At 45.1% G+C, this 17,498-nt stretch carries 15 protein-coding genes and 4 tRNA genes; 8 read left to right on the forward strand and 11 right to left on the reverse strand.

Annotated features, from left to right (window positions below; genetic code table 11):
• Nucleotides 1-43: 43 nt before the first annotated feature.
• From ppx to ACTXGJ_RS01805, 5 genes are all read left to right on the forward strand, one after another.
• Nucleotides 44-1,570, forward strand: coding sequence for an exopolyphosphatase (gene ppx / locus ACTXGJ_RS01785; RefSeq protein ID WP_443564908.1), 1,527 nt, complete (start codon nucleotides 44-46; stop codon nucleotides 1,568-1,570).
• Between the two features lie 117 nt (nucleotides 1,571-1,687).
• A complete protein-coding gene (locus ACTXGJ_RS01790) occupies nucleotides 1,688-2,491 on the forward strand; it encodes an acetyl-CoA carboxylase carboxyltransferase subunit alpha (protein WP_439240390.1) in 804 nt (267 codons plus the stop codon).
• A gap of 258 nt (nucleotides 2,492-2,749) precedes the next feature.
• Nucleotides 2,750-4,318: a tRNA lysidine(34) synthetase TilS gene (gene tilS, locus ACTXGJ_RS01795; RefSeq protein ID WP_443564909.1), complete on the forward strand. Its 1,569-nt coding sequence runs from the start codon at nucleotides 2,750-2,752 to the stop codon at nucleotides 4,316-4,318.
• 129 nt (nucleotides 4,319-4,447) lie between these two features.
• The gene (gene proC / locus ACTXGJ_RS01800; RefSeq protein ID WP_443565076.1) at nucleotides 4,448-5,296 is read left to right on the forward strand and encodes a pyrroline-5-carboxylate reductase; all 849 of its coding nucleotides are present in this window, start codon (nucleotides 4,448-4,450) and stop codon (nucleotides 5,294-5,296) included.
• A gap of 151 nt (nucleotides 5,297-5,447) precedes the next feature.
• Nucleotides 5,448-6,017 (forward strand): YggT family protein, encoded by a 570-nt coding sequence (locus ACTXGJ_RS01805; protein ID WP_439240384.1) that lies wholly within the window; start codon nucleotides 5,448-5,450, stop codon nucleotides 6,015-6,017.
• Between the two features lie 100 nt (nucleotides 6,018-6,117).
• Here ACTXGJ_RS01805 and ACTXGJ_RS01810 read toward each other — a convergent pair whose 3' ends face one another.
• Nucleotides 6,118-6,918, reverse strand: coding sequence for a hydroxymethylpyrimidine/phosphomethylpyrimidine kinase (locus ACTXGJ_RS01810; protein WP_443564910.1), 801 nt, complete (start codon nucleotides 6,916-6,918; stop codon nucleotides 6,118-6,120).
• A 174-nt stretch (nucleotides 6,919-7,092) separates the two neighbouring features.
• Here ACTXGJ_RS01810 and ACTXGJ_RS01815 point away from each other — a divergent pair.
• From ACTXGJ_RS01815 to ACTXGJ_RS01825, 3 genes are all read left to right on the forward strand, one after another.
• Nucleotides 7,093-7,182 (forward strand) — tRNA-Ser (locus ACTXGJ_RS01815).
• Nucleotides 7,183-7,334: 152 nt separating this feature from the next.
• Nucleotides 7,335-7,411, forward strand: a tRNA-Arg gene (locus ACTXGJ_RS01820).
• Nucleotides 7,412-7,668: 257 nt separating this feature from the next.
• The gene (locus ACTXGJ_RS01825; protein WP_443565077.1) at nucleotides 7,669-8,250 is read left to right on the forward strand and encodes an RDD family protein; all 582 of its coding nucleotides are present in this window, start codon (nucleotides 7,669-7,671) and stop codon (nucleotides 8,248-8,250) included.
• A 50-nt stretch (nucleotides 8,251-8,300) separates the two neighbouring features.
• Here the strand turns inward: ACTXGJ_RS01825 and ACTXGJ_RS01830 are convergent, their stop codons facing one another.
• The 10 genes from ACTXGJ_RS01830 to ACTXGJ_RS01875 form a co-directional block, all read right to left on the reverse strand.
• Entirely contained in the window at nucleotides 8,301-9,269 is a 969-nt protein-coding gene (locus ACTXGJ_RS01830; RefSeq protein ID WP_443564911.1) for a calcium/sodium antiporter, read from the reverse strand.
• Nucleotides 9,270-9,500: 231 nt separating this feature from the next.
• The gene (gene panD, locus ACTXGJ_RS01835; RefSeq protein ID WP_045443274.1) at nucleotides 9,501-9,881 is read right to left on the reverse strand and encodes an aspartate 1-decarboxylase; all 381 of its coding nucleotides are present in this window, start codon (nucleotides 9,879-9,881) and stop codon (nucleotides 9,501-9,503) included.
• 127 nt (nucleotides 9,882-10,008) lie between these two features.
• Nucleotides 10,009-10,590 (reverse strand): aminoacyl-tRNA hydrolase, encoded by a 582-nt coding sequence (pth, locus tag ACTXGJ_RS01840; RefSeq protein WP_443564912.1) that lies wholly within the window; start codon nucleotides 10,588-10,590, stop codon nucleotides 10,009-10,011.
• 204 nt (nucleotides 10,591-10,794) lie between these two features.
• The gene (locus ACTXGJ_RS01845; RefSeq protein WP_439240375.1) at nucleotides 10,795-11,505 is read right to left on the reverse strand and encodes a 50S ribosomal protein L25/general stress protein Ctc; all 711 of its coding nucleotides are present in this window, start codon (nucleotides 11,503-11,505) and stop codon (nucleotides 10,795-10,797) included.
• A gap of 375 nt (nucleotides 11,506-11,880) precedes the next feature.
• Nucleotides 11,881-12,828 (reverse strand): ribose-phosphate pyrophosphokinase, encoded by a 948-nt coding sequence (locus ACTXGJ_RS01850; RefSeq protein WP_439240373.1) that lies wholly within the window; start codon nucleotides 12,826-12,828, stop codon nucleotides 11,881-11,883.
• A gap of 118 nt (nucleotides 12,829-12,946) precedes the next feature.
• Nucleotides 12,947-13,022 (reverse strand) — tRNA-Gln (locus tag ACTXGJ_RS01855).
• A 223-nt stretch (nucleotides 13,023-13,245) separates the two neighbouring features.
• Nucleotides 13,246-13,321, reverse strand: a tRNA-Gln gene (locus ACTXGJ_RS01860).
• 104 nt (nucleotides 13,322-13,425) lie between these two features.
• Complete coding sequence (ispE, locus tag ACTXGJ_RS01865; RefSeq protein WP_443564913.1) at nucleotides 13,426-14,412, reverse strand: 4-(cytidine 5'-diphospho)-2-C-methyl-D-erythritol kinase; 987 nt, start codon at nucleotides 14,410-14,412, stop codon at nucleotides 13,426-13,428.
• Nucleotides 14,413-14,428: 16 nt separating this feature from the next.
• Nucleotides 14,429-15,091: a lipoprotein insertase outer membrane protein LolB gene (lolB, locus tag ACTXGJ_RS01870; RefSeq protein ID WP_443564914.1), complete on the reverse strand. Its 663-nt coding sequence runs from the start codon at nucleotides 15,089-15,091 to the stop codon at nucleotides 14,429-14,431.
• A 110-nt stretch (nucleotides 15,092-15,201) separates the two neighbouring features.
• Nucleotides 15,202-17,151, reverse strand: a complete 1,950-nt coding sequence (locus ACTXGJ_RS01875) for a tetratricopeptide repeat protein (protein ID WP_439240369.1) — start codon at nucleotides 17,149-17,151, stop codon at nucleotides 15,202-15,204.
• Between the last annotated feature and the right edge of the window lie 347 nt (nucleotides 17,152-17,498).

Below are 17,498 nucleotides of genomic sequence, written 5' to 3' on the forward strand. Positions count from 1 at the left end.
CTCAAACCTGTTATTTAACCCCTATTTACGGTAACGCCACTTTATGCTCAATAACTACCTTGAAAACCCGCCTCTTGCCGAAGACGAACTGATGGCAGCGATAGATATCGGCTCCAATAGTTTTCATCTAGCTATCGGTCGGCTCGATCATGGTGAGGTGCGTAAAGTAGTCTCTATGTCTGAAAAGGTACAGCTAGCAGCAGGACTCGATGAGCACAACATTCTCAGTGCAGAAGCGGTGCGCCGAGGGCTTGATTGTCTGAGCCGTTTTACCGCGCGCTTAGATTCAGTACCGTCAGAGCGGGTGCGTATTGTCGCTACCAACGCCTTGCGTCAAGCCAAAAATGCTGATGATTTTATTACTCGCGCCAATGAGATTTTGCCCAATCCCATTGAAATTATTGCGGGGCGTGAAGAAGCACGGCTGATTCATTTGGGGGTCTCACACACTAATGCCAGTAGCGATAAGCGCTTAGTGATAGATATCGGTGGCGGCTCGACTGAATTTATCATTGGTACAGGGTTTGAGCCGTTATTGACAGAGAGTTTGCAGATGGGCTGTGTGGCCTTTACCAAAAAATTCTTTGCTGATGGTCAAATCACTGACAAAGCCTTTACTAGTGCTATCGCTGCGGCGCGCAAAGAAGTGCTCGCTATCAGCGGTCAGTACCAAAAAGCGGGATGGACGAGCGTCATCGGCTCAAGTGGTACCATCAAGGCGGTGCGTAATGTTCTCGTTTCCAAAGGCTGGGCCAACGAGCAAGAGTGCATCACTTATAAAGGCGTGAAAAAGCTAGAAAAATTATTAATTACCATTGGTAATGTGAAAGATATTGAGCTCGAAGGCGTTAAAGAGCACCGAAAAGCGGTGTTTCCAGCGGGGGTAGCGGTACTGCGAGCCTTGATGAAGGTGCTCGGTATAGAGACCTTAGCTTATTCTGACGGCGCGCTACGCGAGGGCGTGATGTACGATATGCTCGGCCGCTTTGCTAGTGAAGATGTGCGTGATCGTAGCGTGCTCGCCCTGATTAAGCGCTATTCAGTAGATAAAAAACAAGCCCGGCAAGTGGTCAGAACCAGCCGTCATCTCTTTAGGCAAGTGCAAGATGACTTGCAGCTAAGCAATGGTGATGGCGATCTATTGAGACGCGCGGCCTATCTACATGAGATAGGGCTGGCGATTAGTCATAGTAACTATCATCGCCACAGCGCATATTTGCTAGGAAATTCAGACATTCCAGGCTTCTCGCAAGTCGATCAAAAGCGCTTGGCACAGCTGGTGCTTAGTCATAGGCGTAAACTAAAAGGCGACCTGCTTGAGCAAGCCTGCAAACTTGGCGGCGATCAACTGGTCTATTTGTGTTTGCTCTTAAGACTTGCAGTATCCGCGCATCACAGCCGTAGCGAGTACGAGTTACCTTTAATGGAGTTGGTCATTATAGACGCCACCCATTGGCAGATTACCGTTAGCACTGATAAAAAACACTACGCCTTCTTGTACTCCGATCTTTACGCCGATATCGAGCAGTTTGCAAAATGGGGTATTCAGCTTAGCGTTATTGAAAGATAATTTTCTCTAAAAAAGCAAGGGTATCTGCGCTGCCATAGTCGTTAAGATGTGCTACTATAGCCTAATTGAGTTTACACTTGTACTGCCACCTTCTATAAAATCAATAAGGATAAGTCTATGAGTACCGTTTGGGACAGCGTACAGCTGGCAAGACACGCAAAACGTCCACTGTTTATGGACTACGTCAATCAGCTATTTACGGAGTTTGATGAGCTGCATGGTGATCGCGCTTTTGCTGACGATAAAGCAATTTTGGGCGGCCTTGCGCGCTTTAATGGTCAGCCTGTTATGGTGATTGGTCAGCATCGTGGTCGTAGTACCCGTGAGCGTATCGCCCATAACTTTGGTATGGCGAATCCCGAAGGCTACCGCAAAATGATTCGTTTGGCGAAGATGGCTGAGCGTTTTAATATTCCGCTCATGAGCTTTGTCGATACTCAAGGCGCTTATCCTGGTATTGGCGCTGAGGAGCGTGGACAAGCGCAAGCGATCGCTGAAAGTATTGCGGTATTTACGAGCTTAAAAGCGCCTATTATCGTCACTATCATTGGCGAAGGCGGTTCAGGTGGAGCGCTAGCGATAGGTGTTGGCGATAGAGTAAATATGTTACAAAACAGTATTTATTCGGTGATCTCACCTGAAGGCTGCGCTTCTATTCTATGGAAAACGGCTGAAAAAGCGCAAGATGCGAGCGAAGCATTAAAACTAAATGCGATTAACCTTTATCAGATGGGTTTGATTGATGCCGTCATTGATGAAGGGGAAGGCGCGCATGTGCAGCCGCAGCCGGTAATGGATGCGTTAAAGGCGTTGTTAGAAGAGCAACTGGCCGAGATAGTCGATATGGATGCCGATGAGCGCTGTGAGCAGCGTTACCAGAAGCTAAAATCTTTCGATTCAGAAGTGATGCTGCCTTGCTAATCTTTCACTAAAAGACTTGGACTAGCTAGTCGGGTTTTTAGCTTAACAGGCTGACTTAATGCTAAACTAAAACGTGCTATTTATTAGCGCGTTTTTTTTGGCTACCTGTTTTTTAGTTCAAGGTTTCCTTTTAGACGTTAGCATGAATATAGGTGAGTCACCCTAAAACTGATATCGCACGCAAGGAAAACCTATACCAGTAGCACTGGTAAGATGAGCGTGGCAATTTTATTCCCAATTGGCTATATAAGAATAACTATGACAAATAGCGCTATTAAGCCTTATCCGATCAAGCCGATAGCAGAGTTAGCTGTCGATCAGCAGCTGACAGCGGCATTGTTGAATAGTTTAGCAGATTATCATCAGCAGCTACTGGGTCGACGTATTTGGCTAGCGTGTAGCGGTGGCCGTGACTCTTTGGCTTTAGCAGCGCTATGTGTGCAGCTTTATCAGCAAGGTAGATTACCGTTTTTGCCGCAGCTGTTGCATGTTGATCATGGCCTGCAAGTCGACAGTTCAATCTGGGCAAACCACGTAGCTGATTGGGCCGCCGCTCAGCAGCTACCTTGTACGGTTCTAAAAGTACAAGTGCAAGGCCGAGATGAACAAGCAGCGCGGCAAGCTCGCTATACAGCGATGCTCGATCATATCCATCAAGGCGATGTATTATTACTCGCTCATCATGCCGATGACCAAGCAGAAACCGTAATCATGCGTTTAATCCAAGGCGCAGGTATTAAGGGTCTAGCCGCTATGCAGCCATGGCGAGAGCAAGCGCAGCAAGGCCAAGATCAAAACCACCAATATGCGTTATGGCGTCCGTGGTTGACGGTAACTCGCGCCGCGATTAGCGATTACGCCCAGCGCTTACAACTGCCTTATATTAATGATCCTACCAACGCTAGTGGTGACAATGTACGCAGCGCTTTGCGCCGTGATGTCATGCCTTTATTAACCAATTATAATGCTAATGTCGTTGGCAACATCGCCCGTAGCGCGCAACTGCTCAGTGAAGCGCAAGCGATAGTAGAAACGCAAGCTGAGCAAGATTTGCAAATGACAGCGGTAGAGACGCTTAAGTTTTCTACCGCGCAGCGGGTGTTAGCTATCGATAAATTACAACTTTTATCAACGGCAAGGCAAAAGCAGCTACTGCATTATTGGCTAGTGCAAGATGAGCCGCTACCGCCAAGCAAGCAGTTAATCGATGATGTCTACGCGCTCACTCAGCGTCAAGACAATGATCATCAAACTGAGCTTGACTGGTACGCCAGCTTGCAGCACTACCGTATCTATCGCTATCGTCAGCAGCTTTATCGTTTGAGCCACATTTTTCTGAATTGGCTTGTATTAGCAACAATTGAAAACAGCTATTCTTTGTCAAAAAGTCTAACTATTGATATTCGTGAGAGTAGGGATACGGGCTATCTTTGGCAGCTAAAGCTCGACTGGGATAAGCTTGATAATGATCAATACCAAGAGCTTATCGATAATAAAATCAGTCTCAAGATAACGCCATTAGATAGACAGCACAAGATACAAACCATGACCATGGGACAAGCGCAAGCAGGCAAGAAGCTCTATCAAGCGCTTGCCATTCCCGTTTGGCTACGCAGTAGCTTAGTGGTGGTGAGTGCCGTTATAACAGATACGACGATGATCAATGAGGATGGTGATGATGCAAAAGCTGAAGCTCCATTGCTACTTTTATCACCGTTTCATAGCTGGACTTTAAAAAGCGAGCTGTCCTACCATAAAGCTGACGATCAATTCACTTTTTTAAATGAAGCTTGCGTTAATGTTTTGCAAGAAACCAGCAAACCCTAAGCCTGTGAATTTATCAAACGACAATAATAGCAGTATGCTAAACTAGACTCCATTTTAGAGCTATCACTTTGAATACTTTTAACTATTTCTAACAAAGTTATATTAGAAATTGCTAATTAGGAGATTATGATGTCAGAACAAAATAATAACTCAGTTCTTAATAATAAAAAAATCAGCTTTATCGGTGGCGGTAATATGGCGCAGGCATTAATCAGTGGCCTTGTTGGCTGCGGTGTCAAGCCTGAGATGATTACAGTCGCTGATCCAAGTACCGATATCCGTCAGCAACTAGATGCTAAAGGCTTGAATATAGTAGATCCTACTGCCGATGCTACGACTGCGGTAAAAGACGCCGATCTAGTAGTACTAGCAGTGAAGCCACAAGTGATGAAAGCGGTCGTTAGTGGCTTCACGGATGTGCTCGATAAGCAATTAATCGTCTCGGTTGCCGCTGGTCTATCAACAGAGCTTTTAGCAGATATGCTCGGCGGTTATCAAAACATCGTTCGTGCTATGCCCAATACTCCGGCGATGATACAGATGGGGGCGACGGGTCTATATGCCACTGATAGCATCAATGCAGAGCAAAAGCAGCTTGCGACTGCAGCTATGGAAGCTTCAGGTCTCGTAATGTGGGTGGAGGACGAGGAGCACTTGCATGCGGTAACGGCGGTGTCTGGTTCAGCGCCTGCTTATATGTTTTATTTTCTTGAGTCGATGATTGATCAGGGTGTGGCGCTAGGGTTAGATAAAGAGCAAGCCTCAGCACTGGCTATGCAAACCATGCTAGGCGCGGCCAAGATGGCGATGGGTAGCGATGATACACCTGCCGAGCTACGTCGCAAAGTTACCTCACCGAATGGCACCACGCAAGCGGCGATTGAATCGATGCAAGCCAATGAGGTCGGCCGACAGATAGGCGAGGCGATGCAAGCTTGTTATGATCGTAGCCAAGCACTTAGCGAAGAGATGAAATAAAACGTACGCGCTCACAGTGCTCAGTATTGCCATTATTTAGTACAAGTAGCGAGAACTAGTGATAAGTATCGATAATAGAGGTCGCTGCGAACAAAGCGACCAATAAATGAATTGTGTAGTCTTTTTATACCGACGTCTTGAGTAGCCTTTAATGAACAACGTACTATTACAGATTTTTGATTTGGTCACCACCTTTGCGATGCTGCTGATTTTTATCCGCTTTATGCTGCAGTTTGCGGGGATGGATGCGCGCGATCCTATGATTGCGCCTGCCTATAGAGCGACGCATATCGTCGATGTATTTGGCCGTATCTTTCCGACGTTAGGAGGTGGGCGCATTAGTATTGCTGCTATCGTGTTGATGTTTTTGATTCGACTGATAGATATCTCAGGTAAAGCGGCGTTAATGCATAAAGGTATTGCCCCGATTCCACTATTTTTTCAGGGTACACTTAGCCTGATTCTAGACTTTTTAAGATTGAGTCGTTATTTGATTATTGGTTCTATCATCGTCAGCTGGATTGTGGTGTTTACTCAGTCCTCGCATCCGATTATTGGTATCATCATGCAGCTTGCTGAGCCTATTCTAGCGCCATTTCGCCGCATCACGCCGAATTTAGGTATGCTTGATCTGTCACCAATTATTGCTTTTTTTGCCATTTATTTAATAGAGATTATGGTTAACGCCGTAGCGGTTAGTTTAATGCCGATGTTGGGTTAAGTTTTTTTAACCTGCCTTAATATAATAAAAGCCCTACCGTCATGTTATGAGGGTAGGGCTTTTTGTTGTGTGATTATTTTGGTTAAACTTTACATGTTTATCAACGCTTAGCTTTAACAAAGCGGTTGGGTATCAGCTGCGCTTGCAAATCATCAGGATGGGGATTGTCCGCCGCTGTTAACGTCTGAGTAATCCAAGTATCCGCGGCCTTTACCGCGGCGACTACCTCGTCGCCTATCGCTAAGCGTCCTGCAATGTAGCTGGCAAGTGAGCAGCCAGAGCCATGAAACTCACCGTCTAAGCGCGGCAACACACTCTTATGTATCATATCGCCCTCTATATACAGATACTGTTCAATATCGCCGCTATCGAAGTCATGCGAGGTTTTGACAAGTACGGCGTGGGTACCCTGAGCGCAGAGCTTTTTTGCGCCGTCATGCAGGTCTTGCTCGCCGCTCAAAGCGCGTAGCTCATGAGTGTTAGGCGTGATTAAGGTGGCATAGGGGAGCAGCTGTCTAAAGGCCGCCACTAAAGTCGCCTCATCACCTAAGCTGCCACCACTATTGGCGACTAGTACTGGATCAAGCACAAAGGGCGTATTTTTTTTAATCACTTTGTTAGCGAATAATCGAGTCAGCATTTTTATATTATCAGTCGTTCCAAGCATGCCAGATTTGATCGTCTTGACCGGCAAATCATTGAGTACCGCCATCGCTTGGTTTCTGACTAATTCGGAATCACAAGGCTCAAAGCCTAAGACCTGCTGCGAGCTTTGAATGGTAATAGCGGTGCAAGCGACAGTGGCATGAGCGCCTGCTTGCCCGATGGCTTCGATATCGGCTTGCAAGCCTGCTCCGCCAGAAGGATCTAGACCTGAAAAACAAAGGACGACTGGACGCATAAGGTTTCCTTAGAGTTATTAGTGTAGTAATCCATAAGCTAAAAATTAAATTATAGCAAATACGGCTGCAAGGCTTGCAATTCGTTTTGGCTTTGTTATAATACTCGCCCACAGCATAAGACGTATCGTTAGCATCGATACCGTATTCTATACTATAGAAGTCTTATCTTGTTCGGTGAAGTGGGTGAGTGGCTGAAACCAGTTCCCTGCTAAGGAACCATACGTGTAAGCGTATCGAGGGTTCGAATCCCTCCTTCACCGCCATTTATTCGGTTTATTGTAGATAACTTAGATTGAATGCGAAAATAATCTTGTTTATATGAGCAAAGTTATTGACAACAGCGAAATTATCTATATAATGACCAACCTAATTTGCTACAAAAGTTATATACTGCGTAGTAGATGATGTGCAATAAGCGCCTGTAGCTCAGTTGGATAGAGCACTTGGCTACGAACTAAGGGGTCGGGAGTTCGAATCTCTCCAGGCGCACCATTTGCATTATCACTGTTTTAAAAGTTAGCACAGAACACCCTAAATCAATCGCCTGTCTTCTGACATTTGGCGGTTTTTTTGTGCCTGCTAATTTTATTGATATGATTTTCTAGATCTATCATAGCTTTATGATAAACCTCTTAATTACGGTACAATAGGCTATCATTTGATGCCTGCTATGAGCTTAAGCTATGCCAAAGAGTAAAAAAAGAGCCACTGTCAAAACCAAAAGTCCACGCCGCCAAGCGTCTGCGCCTATGCCAGCGGTAGAAGAGCCTACTATCGCCAAACCAACCACTAGGCTCGCCGCTATCGTTTATGATGGTATGCTTATACTGGCCTTGCTTTTCTTAGTCGGCACGGTACTGACGGTGATAGGCACGCTACTGACTATGCAGACGGGTACAGAATCCGCGCAAGCCCGCTCGCTACCTGTCTGGTATCAAAATATAGTGATGACGCCGTCGTTTATCTTAACCTTAGTGGGTTTTTATGGGCTATTTTGGCGACGCGGCGGCCAAACTTTAGGAATGCAGACTTGGCGACTCAAAACGGTCAATGATTCAGGCCATCTACTCACTTGGGGCCAGTCTTTTAAGCGTATTATGGCGGCAAGCTTGATGCCGCTCATTTTAGGCATTATTGGCAGCTTGATAGGTGGGTCACGCGCTATCATCTTGACCAGCGCGTTTTTGGGATTAATGTTTAACTATGCTTTTTGTCTGTTTAATCGCCGCGGTCTGGCAGTGCAAGATATGATCTCTAATACTATCACCCTAAAGATGCCAAAAACTGACAATGAGGGCTTATGGCGAGTGATTAGAAACCGTAAAAATTAGCACCACTCTCATGCTTACTTTTATTGTTTATTGGCAACCTAAATAATCGCTTATACAGAGACCGTTTGTATTAACCAAAGAGTATAGCCGACAAAGAATAAGACTAAAGTGGCACCAGAGCTACGGCCAAAACTGCGCTTGGTGTTAAAAGCAAATAAACACATTACAAACAGCAGTATAGTGAGCAGCCCCATTGCCAATATATCGCGTGACAAAATAATGGCATTCGGGGTGATTGGCGCAATAAGCGCGGCAAGCCCAACGACCGCTAAGGTATTAAAAATATTAGAGCCGATAATATTACCTAAAGCCATATCGTGCTCGCCCTTACGCGCCGCTGACAAGCTTGCAACGAGCTCTGGTAGGGATGTGCCAACAGCGACAATCGTCAGACCAATAATCAGCTCACTGAGGCCCCAAAACGTCGCAAGCTCTACTGCACCCCACACAATGGCACGTGAGCTTAATATCAGTACTAGCAAGCCTAGAAATAGCGCACCAATACCGCGGATAGCGCTCGTCTCTTCTGCACTCTCTAAAGCAGGATCATCTTCGTGCTCATGATTGCCTTCTCGTAGGCTTGAGACGATCTGAATAGCTAATATCAGCACCAACAGGACGATGAGGACAATACCGTCAGTATGACTCAAGATGCCATCGCTGAGCTGCTGTGCCGCGACTGCTGTCACTGATAATAGTAGCGGCATATCACGCTTGATGATGCTTTTGCGAATGATGATTGGGCTTATTAATACTGTCGCGCCAAGCACTAGCGCTATATTGATAATGTTGGAGCCGTAAGCATTACCTAAAGCCAGATCAGGGCTACCTTCCAACGCCGCTAGTACCGATACCACCATCTCGGGCGCGGAAGTACCAAGCCCCAAAATAATAACGCCGATCAAAAAGCTAGGAACGTTTAATTTATTGGCCAATACCACTGCGCCATCGATAAAGACATCCGCGCTCCATACCAAAATAGCTAGTCCTATCAGTACCGCAATCGTTGCTAACCACATCGTTGCAAAATCCTATTATTTAATAACTTGAGTGCTAAAATTTAGACAAAAAAAAGGCTGACCCACGAATGAGGTTCAGCCCTTATAATAACACGTGCTTAATTCATCATAAGAAAACCAAATTTAAATAGCTGACCGTTTGGTGTTATAAATATCGCCATGACATACCATTAATTATGGCAAAAAAGCCACAGCGATTAATAAATGCGAAGCTGAAGCGACTAATAAGCGCTATGCGACCTGCACCGGAATGATATTAGCAGTGTCTTTAACGGTATTGTCTTCGTTGCAGTACACTAGCTTGGGCTGGTAAGTAGCCGCTTCCACTTCATCAAAGTGCGCGTAGGCACAGATAATGACGATATCGCCTAAGTCTGCCATATGCGCTGCAGCCCCATTCAAGGAGATAATGCCAGAGCCTGCTTCCGCGCGAATCGCGTAAGTGCGAAAACGCTTACCGTTAGTGACATTATAGATATCAATCGATTCATTCTCGCGTAGGCCTGCCAGATCTAATAAGTCGCCATCGATACCACATGAGCCTTCATAGTGTAGCTCGGCATGGGTAACACGGGCACGGTGCAGTTTGCATTTGAGCATATTAAGTAGCATAAAGTGCTTCCTTAGGGTAACGAATATTAAAAACGAAACGAATGTTAAGAACAGATTAAATGAGCGAAATCAAAAGGTTAATGGGGACAGATGTGCAAAAATAAAAGGCTGGCGCAATTTTATAGCATTATTCTGGTAATTTAAAGCTATTGATTTGCGAGCGCGCCTTTTCGATATCACCGTCTAAGAGTAATGGTAGCGCTTCAAAAGCCGCCGTTAACGCACTCTCAATAGCGATTTGCTCATTGGCAGCGGGCTTTGAGAGTACATGACCGGTAACTTTTGACTTATGGCCAGGATGACCGATACCAATACGCAAGCGATGAAAGTCATTACCGATATGCGGGGTAATATCGCGCAGACCATTATGACCGCCATGGCCGCCAGCGGTTTTGAGTTTAATGCTACCGGCGTCGATATCGAGCTCATCATGAGCGATAAGCAGCTCATCGTTGGCGATGTTATAGTAATTAACCATTGGTACTACGGACTGTCCCGATTTATTCATAAAGGTGAGCGGCAGTAGCAAACGTACATCATGACCGTGCACTTGTCCGCGACCAGTGACGCCATGGAACTTCTTATCCGGACTCAGAGTGATATTGAACTGATGAGCGATATGCTGTACAAACCAGAACCCAGCATTATGCCGCGTGAGCATATACTGCTCACCAGGATTGCCAAGACCAACGATGAGTTTTATCGCCATAATACACTCTGCCTAAAAAAGATAAATAAGCTCGATCTATAAAGCTAAATATAAATAGTCTAACAATAAATATTATTTGAATAACTTGCCACTAGCTTTTCAAATAATACTCACAAAAACAGCAGGAGATCTCAATCACCTGCTGTTTTTTATACCACAAACCTACTCATAGTCGAACTAGAGTAGGGGGTTACTAAAGAATAATTACTCAGCGTCTTTATCATCGCCATCTTTATCTTCAGCAGCTTCTTCACCTTCGCCGCCTTGCTCAGTGGCTGGTACTTCATCAGCATCCACTTCGTCTGCATCTTCGTCCACTTCTTCAAGCGTTGGTGGCAACATGTTGACGATAGTACGGTCATGCGCATCTTCCATATCAAGATCGAAGATAATGACGCCTTCAGGCAGCTCGATATCCGATAGACGGAAAAGATCACCGATCTCCATACCTGAAACATCAACTTCGAGGTATTCAGGAAGCTGTGAAGGTAGAGCAACGATTAGAACTTCAGAAACTGAAGTTGATAGAACGCCACCTTCTTTGGTACCAGGCGCTTCTTCACGGCCTGAGAAATGTACAGGGATGTTCATGTTGATTTTCTGGCCTTTAACAATGCGCTGGAAGTCAGCATGCATTGGGAAGCCTTTAGCAGGATGACGCTGCAAGTCTTTGATAACGACTTGGTGCTCATCGCCTTTGTCAGTAGTGATAGTCAAAACTTGCGAGAAAAACGCTTCGTACTCAAGCGACTTTACCATCTCGTTTAGTTTGATAGAGATAGCCGTTGGCTCCTCATTACCACCATAAATAATAGCGGGTACTAGATTCTGCTTACGTAGGCGGCGGCTCGCACCTTTACCTTGTTGTTCAGCAGAGCGGTCAACCGCGTTAATTGCAAAATGATCAATAGCCATGGATATAATCCTATAGAGTGTATGTGAAGTATCTACCAATATTAGAGACTTGCGACCAGTCTACTACTGGATAATTGATACTTTAAAAAGTGCTGAGTGAACTACCTATATCTATAAAATTCATCTGTAAAACTATAGATAATAAACAATGAGCAGCACAGGCGCGCATTATACGTGTTTTTGTCGCAATAATAAAGGGTTGAAAAGATTATAAAAATTATTAGGTGAATGAAAAAAAGCTCATTTTGTTAATTTGAGATCTAAAAACCATAACAAAGAATAGCAACCAAGAATTTTAAAGCAAAAAAAAGCGCTAAAGGGTTACTTTAGCGCTAATTTTCAACATTAGAGATTCAATTTAAATAGCGAGCAAACTTAAGCATCGAACATAGCGCTGATTGACTCTTCGTTATTAATACGGCGCAGACTCTCAGCGAGCATCGGCGCGATAGAGACTTGGCGAATTTTGCTACACGCTTTGGCTGCGTCCGATAAGGGGATAGTATCCGTTACTACGATCTCATCTAGCTCTGAATCACTGATATTTTTTAGCGCATTGCCAGATAGTACCGGATGCGTAATATAAGCCAATACTCGGCGCGCGCCGCTTTCTTTGAGTGCTACCGCCGCTTTGCATAGAGTACCTGCGGTATCGACCATATCATCAACGATGACACAATCACGGTCACGGACGTCACCGATGATATGCATCACTTGTGATTCGTTAGCGCGGGCGCGGCGTTTATCGATAATTGCTAGATCGGCGTCGCCTAGTTGCTTTGCCATCGCGCGGGCACGCACTACGCCGCCCACGTCTGGTGAGACTACCATGATATTATCATAGTCGTGCTTGAGTAGTTCGTTCAATAATACTGGCGTACCGTAGATGTTATCCACTGGAATATCAAAGAAACCCTGAATCTGATCCGAGTGTAAATCGACCGTCATCACCCGATCGATGCTGACGATGTTTAGCATATCGGCAACGACTTTGGCTGAGATAGGTACACGGGCTGAGCGTGGACGACGATCTTGACGGGCATAACCAAAGTAGGGCATAACTGCGGTAATACGGCCGGCACTTGAGCGACGTAGCGCATCGGCCATCATCATAATTTCCATCAAGTTGTCATTGGTCGGCGCACAAGTCGGCTGCATGATAAACACGTCCTTACCGCGCACGTGTTCTTTAATTTCTACAGCGATTTCGCCATCAGAAAAACGGGTGATGTCAGCTTTCCCAAGCGGGATATGGAGATGATCGGCTACGGTTTTCGCAAGTTCAGGGTGGGCATTACCCGTAAAAATCGCCAAATAAGGCATGACAAAGTCCTATTGAGTGACTCAAGCAGTGACCGCTAAGCAGTGTCAAACTGCTCAAATATAGAAAAGAGTGGGTAGCAAAAATTTACAGAAGATGAAATAACGTAATTACAGAAAATGGCAGGGGTAGCTGGACTCGAACCAACGGATGTCAGGATCAAAACCTGATGCCTTACCAACTTGGCTATACCCCTGTAATGCTTGGTATCATAGCAGCTATCGCTACACTTACCTAACGTGCCATCCTTAAGAGTTTACACTCTTTGCGATGACCGAACTTTACGGTGTTCGTTGCGAACTATACCGAAAATACGAAGGTGTTGTCAATTGCTATCACTGACAGCAAGATCACATTAGCGATCATAACTGACTATCAATGCTTAACTCACATGATAAACAATCAAGACAAACAAAAAATGGCAGGGGTAGCTGGACTCGAACCAACGGATGTCAGGATCAAAACCTGATGCCTTACCAACTTGGCTATACCCCTATTGTGGCGACCTATTATAAGTAAATTTTCAGATTTTGCAAGACTTTTCGGCTTTTTCTTTGGATTATTAGTAATAAGACTAGTTGTTATGTCTCATTTTTCGATTATAAGCTGTTAACCAGATAAGCATGGCAAGGCGCATCTGCCACCCACTTCGCTAACAGCGCTTTATCGTCAATCACACTCTCATCCAAAGGCAAAAACACCGCGCTTCCCGAACCGGTCATCCGTGCTGTACCTAACGCATGCGACTCTAAATTCTGTAAATAACTCAAAGCTTCTTCAACCGCAGCAGCCAGACTCGTCACTACCGGGGTAAAGACATTGTCATAAGGCGGATTTAGATTTTGCAGATAATCCTGACATTGATTAGTAATAGTTTCAGTAGATAAAGGCGCAATGTCACGGCGTAGTTTAGGATGAGCAAACAGCTCAGCAGTATTGACATGAGCGTTTGGCGTTAAGATAAGGTAGTGTTGATCAGGTAGGTCAATAGCGGTTAATTCTTCGCCAACACCTGTCGCAATGGCATCTTGGCCAAAGATAAAAATCGGTACATCAGCGCCAATAGTGGTGGCTATTTGTATCAGCTTATCTTGACCCAAAGCAAACTGCCAAAGCTCATTCAAGGTAAGCAGCGTAGTAGCAGCATTGGAGGAACCGCCACCTAACCCTGCGCCCATGGGCAATTTTTTCTCAATAGCGATGTTGATAGCTGGCAAGAATTGGGGCAGTTTTTCTATCGAAATAATATGAGATAGCAGAGCTTTTGCGGCTTTAAAGATTAGATTTTCTTCTAGGTTTTCAGTAATGCTATCTGCGCCCGTAAGGCTGATTAACTTTTGGGCAAGAGCAGTAGCTTGCTGGTCGACATAAGCATCACTTTGGGTTACTTTACTAATACTTACTATTTCCGTCGGCAAAAAATGCAAATAATCGCCCCAATCGAGCAAGCGAAAAACCGTTTGCAGATTATGATAACCATCAGCACGCTTGCCAACGATATGCAAAAACAGATTGATTTTTGCCGGTGACAAGCGTCTGATAGTAGCCTGAGAAGTTAGAGGGTTTTGCATAGAGTTTTGGCTCATTATCAGCTCTATCTGCTTAGCGGCTTAGATGATTAATGGTCATCACCACTTTTTGGCCTTGTGGCTGAGTGGCGATAATTTTATTCGGTAGTTTTTCATTACCGTCATAAGCGAATTTAGCGCTCCAGTTACCGTTGACTGAGCTTACTAAACGGTTTTGATTATCCATTTGTGGCGCAGTGTCCGACGGTGCGGAGCGTCCTGATATCCAGTAAGGCATTTGTGAAATAGGCGCTTGCCAGCCCGTAGCTTTCTGTAATAACGCTTCCGGATCTTCAGCGCTAAGGCTGCCGGTTTTTTCGCTAACTAGAGTCGCGGTTTGACCATCATATTCGATATTGGTTTTGCCAATGCCCAGCGCGCCCATGAGCTCAATAGCGAAGCGATTATCTTCTTGTCCCCAAGTATAAAAAGCGCTACCGCCTTGCGTGCCAGCATTGCTATCAGCAGTAGAAGAAGGCGCAGAAGGCATTGTCACACCGATTTTACCATTAATAGTGAAGCTCTCAAGCTTCTGCGCTTGCAAGGTAGGCGTGGTAGTAGCGCTAGCTTGCGAGCTAGGTATGGATTGACAACCAGCGCTCAATAATACAGCACTAACCACGGTCGCTAGTAAAGCTGGTTTTTTTAAATTTTTATTATTTTTAACTGACAACGCTGTGGATAAAATTTTCGACATAAATTCTTCCTTAAAAAAAGCAACTCAAAAAGAGTCGCTCAGCATACAATAATTAATAAGTCTAAAATCAATCAGTCTAAACTGAAGATGTTACTCGATTATGGAGTATGTTAGTAAAGTTGAATACGATCATTGACGTTTTGTTGACCAAAAGCAAAGCGCTGCTGCAAGTCAGCCAATAGCGCGGCGACTTTTTTGTTATTCTCCAGCCCTTGATACGCTCGCAGCAATAGCACGCCTGAGCGTAGTGTTGGCAGTACATCATAAGGGGTCTGTAGATAGTCAATAACTTGCGTGAAGTTGTCATTAGCTAGAGCATTACTAGCTAATACATTCAGCGCTTGCAGATGTAGCTCATTATCATAACGCGGATCATCATAGCGAATTTGAATGATAGTTTGCGCTAGATCTAAGCCTTGAGTAGAGTTGCGATCATTGGCTAACAACAGCTGTGCGTAGCTGAGCTGATACGATAAGTTATTCGGATTGAGCGTTTGTAGATGGTTGAGCAAAGTGCGCTTCACCACATAATCATTGCGATCATCGAGCAATTGTACCCGCGCAAATAGTATCGCTTCGCTATCAGGATACTTGCGACTGGCACGGCTCAGTAGCTCTAGCGCTTCATCAGCCTCACCTTGCTGCCACAAAATATCGGCCTGAAGCACAAAGGTTTCAGGCGCGAATACCTCAAAATCCTCACGCAGATTGCGTAAGGTTGCTATCGCCGCATTAGTATTATCTGCTAACAGCTCAAGTTCTATCACTTTTTTACGCGCGGCGAGTACTAAGTCCTCTTGCATGACACTGTTTAAATAGCTTTTTGCTTGCTCAAAACGCTGTTGTCGCTCGGCACTGATGCCTAAATAATAATAGGCTTGATCCAAATAAGTAGGAGTTTTTGCTAAAGTATTCAGCAGCTGATCGGCACTAGGATATTCTTGAATATCCAAACTGACTAACGCGGCCAATAAAGTAATCTCAGGATCATCCGTGAAGCGGCTATGCGCCTCCAAAAGTAGTTCCCAAGCCGACACGCTTTGTTTTAAATCGAGCAAATAGCGAATCTCATAAAGGTACAGACTTTTGCTATCAGGATTACGTAAGCGCGCTTGGCTGACGTAACTAACCACCGTTTGCGCCGGTTCAATCTTGCGTAAGATATCCGCTTTTAGAGTAATAAAAGGCACGTAGTCAGGCTGGGTCGCTAGCGCGCGCTCGATATGAATAAGAGCAGCTTCGGGTTCATCAAATTGATAAAGCAAGCCCGCTTTGAGGACAGATATCGAGGCATTTTGCTCGCTATCGATAGGCTGCAGGGCGGCTAATAACTCGCGTCTGTCCGCATCAGTGCTCGGATAGATACCAATAAGGATCTCGCTTAAGTCAGCGCGAGGATCATAGCGAAGAATACGATTGAGAGTCTCGCCTGCCAGAGCATAGTCATGAGCTTTTAGGGCCAAATGCGCCACATAAAACCAAGCAGGCACATGGTCTGGGTTCTGTTCTTGCCAGTTTCTAGCAAAGGCTAAGGACTCATCAACGGCTTCATAGTCTAACGATAAGCTTAAGGCACGTTCAAACACCGCGGTCGCATCTCTTTTGAAGGCTTGCTGCTTATAAAGCGTCAGGCCCCGCTCAATATCGCTGCGATCCGCCGCAAACTCAGCATCTAATAAAGCGTAGAGACTAGGCTCATCCTCAAAGTCTGTGAGCTCACGCTCGTCAGTCGCTAAGCTTAAATTATCGCTCTTAAGCTTAGCGGTAGGGGTAGCCTGATTGCTAGAGCTGTTGTTATCGCTAACCGAATCAGCAACAACGGAGGCTGACAGTGAGCGATACGGTTTCCATAGTTTCAATAGCGGATCGAGCACATCTGCTTGAGCAGAAGTAGATAGGCACAAACAAGTCGCCAACACTAAAGCTAGCTTTCGCTGTTGCCGTAGACGCCGTATCATCGAGCGCAATAACGCCTGAATACGAGACTGCTCTCGATAATCAAGGCTTAAAGCGGCGTCCGGCGTAGATCTTGCTTGAAACACTAATCCAAAAAACATCATAACTGATGATCATTACCTATAAGTCCGCGCAGTATTGAGTCATTATAAGAGGCTAGATTAATCCTAAACAATAGCACTCTTGTTATCGTATACATAAGATACTGATTATAAGAATACCACAAACCTGAGCGCAAAAAGCAATTCGCCGCCTAAGCGGTAGCGTGCGTTAACCCATTCATTCTAAGGCTATAAATTACTATTAGGAGCTGATTGGAGCGCAGGTTAAGTGAAAGGAGCGATCAGTTAAGGCTATGGGTTAAAACTTGCGGTTGAGTTGATTTTTTCTGATAAGCCCAGATAGAGTATAAGCTGCCCACGCATTCTTTGAGTAATGATGGGTCGCTATT

The organism is Psychrobacter sp. 1Y11, assembly GCF_052259045.1.
GTDB lineage: Bacteria > Pseudomonadota > Gammaproteobacteria > Pseudomonadales > Moraxellaceae > Psychrobacter.